The sequence below is a fragment of the Streptomyces colwelliae genome (assembly GCF_048158785.1).
In the GTDB taxonomy this organism is placed as follows: Bacteria; Actinomycetota; Actinomycetes; order Streptomycetales; family Streptomycetaceae; genus Streptomyces.
The window spans coordinates 1-2071 of the sequence record NZ_JBLTJC010000728.1 but is presented as its reverse complement, the minus strand read 5'-3'; the positions used below and the strand labels follow the sequence as shown (position 1 = coordinate 2071).

Genomic DNA, 2071 nt, shown 5'->3' with positions numbered 1-2071 from the left:
GCCGGTGGCGTACGTGGAGTTGTTGCCGCTGGTGACGTCCCAGAAGTTCGTCGGGTAGCTGCTCCGCGCGGCCTTGAGCAGTGGGGCCGTCAAACCCCAGTGGCGGTACGGCTGTTCATGGGACGGGCCGTGCGGGTGGACGCGTTGGGCGGCCTTCTTGCCGAGCCGTTCGATGGGGTCGACGGACTGGGCGCAGCCGGTGAAGAGGGTGGCCGCCAGGGCGACGGCCACCGGTACCCGGACCCTCACAGGTAGTCCTCCAGGCGGGCCACCGCGTACCCCTCCGCCGTGACCTTGCCCAGGAAGCGGCGCATGTCGTCGACCATCGTGCCCTTCCACTCGTCACGGCCCCGGAAGTGCGTCAGGACGATGTCACCGGGGTGCAGGTTCCGGTCCCACTCGCGGTACTCCCAGTGGTCGACGAACACCTCCTCGTCCCAGATCGGGGCGTACTTGATGCCACAGGACTTCGCGGCGACGAGGGTGTCGTGGTTGTAGTTGCCGAACGGCGGCCGGAAGACCGTCGGGGCCTTGCCGAACTGCTTCTTCATGATGTCCTGCATGCCGCAGATCTCACGCTTCTGTTCGGCGTAGGAGAGGCCCGGCAGGTACGGGTGCGTGAGGGTGTGGTTGTTGAGCGTGTGCCCCTGGGCCTGCATCTTCCGGAAGTAGCCGTAGTCGTCCTTGACCAGGTAGTTGCTGAGGAAGGCCGTGTACGGGATCTTCAGGTCGTTCATCATCCGCAGGAACGCGGGGTCTTTGTTCTCGCCGTCGTCGATGGTGAGGAAGACGACCTTCTGCTTCGTGGGGATCGTCGTGAAGACCGGCGGGAGGTTCAACTCCTCCTGGTCGTCCACCTCGAAGCCCTTGCGCGCGGTGATCTCCGGCTTGTGCGCCGGGGCCGGCGGCGCCGTGAGCGGCACCTTCGCCAGCCCCCAGCGCTTCGCGGCGGCCACCCGCGCGGCGTACGCGGCGCGCAGCTTGGTCGCGTAGGAGTCCAGCGCGCGGGCCGGGGGCGCGTGCAGCGGCTGCGCGCCCTGCGCCGGGCGGACAGCCGCGCCGGAACCGGGCTGGGTGCAGCCGGAGACGAGGGCGGCGAGCGCGAGGGCGGCGAGCGCGCCACGGGCGACCCCCGTCGTCCGGCCCCGATTGCCCCGACCACCCCGGGTTCCCTGGAGACCGCGACCCCGATCCGCCCGATTGATGTCATTTTGTACGACTACTCGCATGGGGTCGGATTTTTTCAGGCACCGGCCCCGATCCCGGCGCCGACACCGCCAACACACCGCCACCGGAGGCACACCGTCCACCGACTGGCCCACAATGTCCCGGTGAACGACCCCACTGACCCGGCGAACGATCCCGTACTCGCCTTCGCCGCCCTGCTCACCCCCGAGGGCCGCGCCCTCCTCGACGAGGTCCGCGGCACCGACCCGGCCAAGGAACTCGCCGTCGCCACCCGGCTCCGCCGCGACCACCCCGCCGACCTCGTCTCGGCGGCCCTCGGCCAGGCCCGGCTGCGGCAACGCGCGGCAGCGGCGAAGTTCACGCCCGAGGACGCCGACCGGATGTTCTTCACCCCCAACGGCTTCGAACAGTCGACCCGCGCGAGCGTCGCCACCTACCGCGCCGCCCGCCTGCTCGACCTGGGCGTGACCTCCGTCGCCGACCTCTGCTGCGGAATCGGCGGCGACGCGATCGCGCTGGCGCGGGCGGGGGTGCGTGTGCTGGCCGTGGACCGCGATCCGCTGACGGTGGCCGTGGCGCGGGCCAACGCGGAGGCGTTGGGACTCGCCGAGCTGATCGAGGTCCACGAGGCGGATGTCACCGACGTGGACACGTCCGCGTACGACGCCGTGTTCGTCGACCCCGCGCGACGCGGCGGCCGGGGGCGCATCTTCGATCCCGAGGCGTACTCGCCGCCGTTGTCCTGGGCGATCGGCGCCGCTACGACAGCCCCGATCGCCGCGCTGAAGATCGCACCCGGGGTGCCGCACGAGGCGATCCCGGCGGCGGCCGAGGCGGAGTGGATCTCCGACGGTGGGGACGTGAAGGAGGCTGTGCTGTGGTT

At 70.7% G+C, this 2071-nt stretch carries 2 protein-coding genes and 1 pseudogene; 1 reads left to right on the top strand and 2 read right to left on the bottom strand.

The features are described from left to right. Both ACNFOC_RS53730 and ACNFOC_RS53725 read right to left on the bottom strand, forming a co-directional pair. Window positions 1–249: pseudogene (locus ACNFOC_RS53730) on the bottom strand (hypothetical protein); the annotation flags it as partial. Continuing rightward, on the bottom strand, window positions 246–1229 hold the full coding sequence (locus ACNFOC_RS53725; RefSeq protein WP_416966219.1) for a polysaccharide deacetylase family protein: 984 nt from the start codon (window positions 1227–1229) through the stop codon (window positions 246–248). The gene ACNFOC_RS53725 and the pseudogene ACNFOC_RS53730, both read right to left, overlap by 4 nt. 102 nt (window positions 1230–1331) lie before the next feature. On the opposite strand from ACNFOC_RS53725, the gene ACNFOC_RS53720 reads away from it, so the two are divergent. Beyond that, window positions 1332–2071, top strand: a 740-nt coding sequence (locus ACNFOC_RS53720; RefSeq protein WP_416966218.1) for a DUF8688 domain-containing protein, incomplete at its 3' end; no start/stop codon positions are given.

Excerpts from the sequence above, each read along its gene's own strand:
- ACNFOC_RS53725 (WP_416966219.1), bottom strand. The coding sequence starts at position 1,229 with ATGCGAGTAGTCGTACAAAATGACATCAATCGGGCGGATCGGGGTCGC.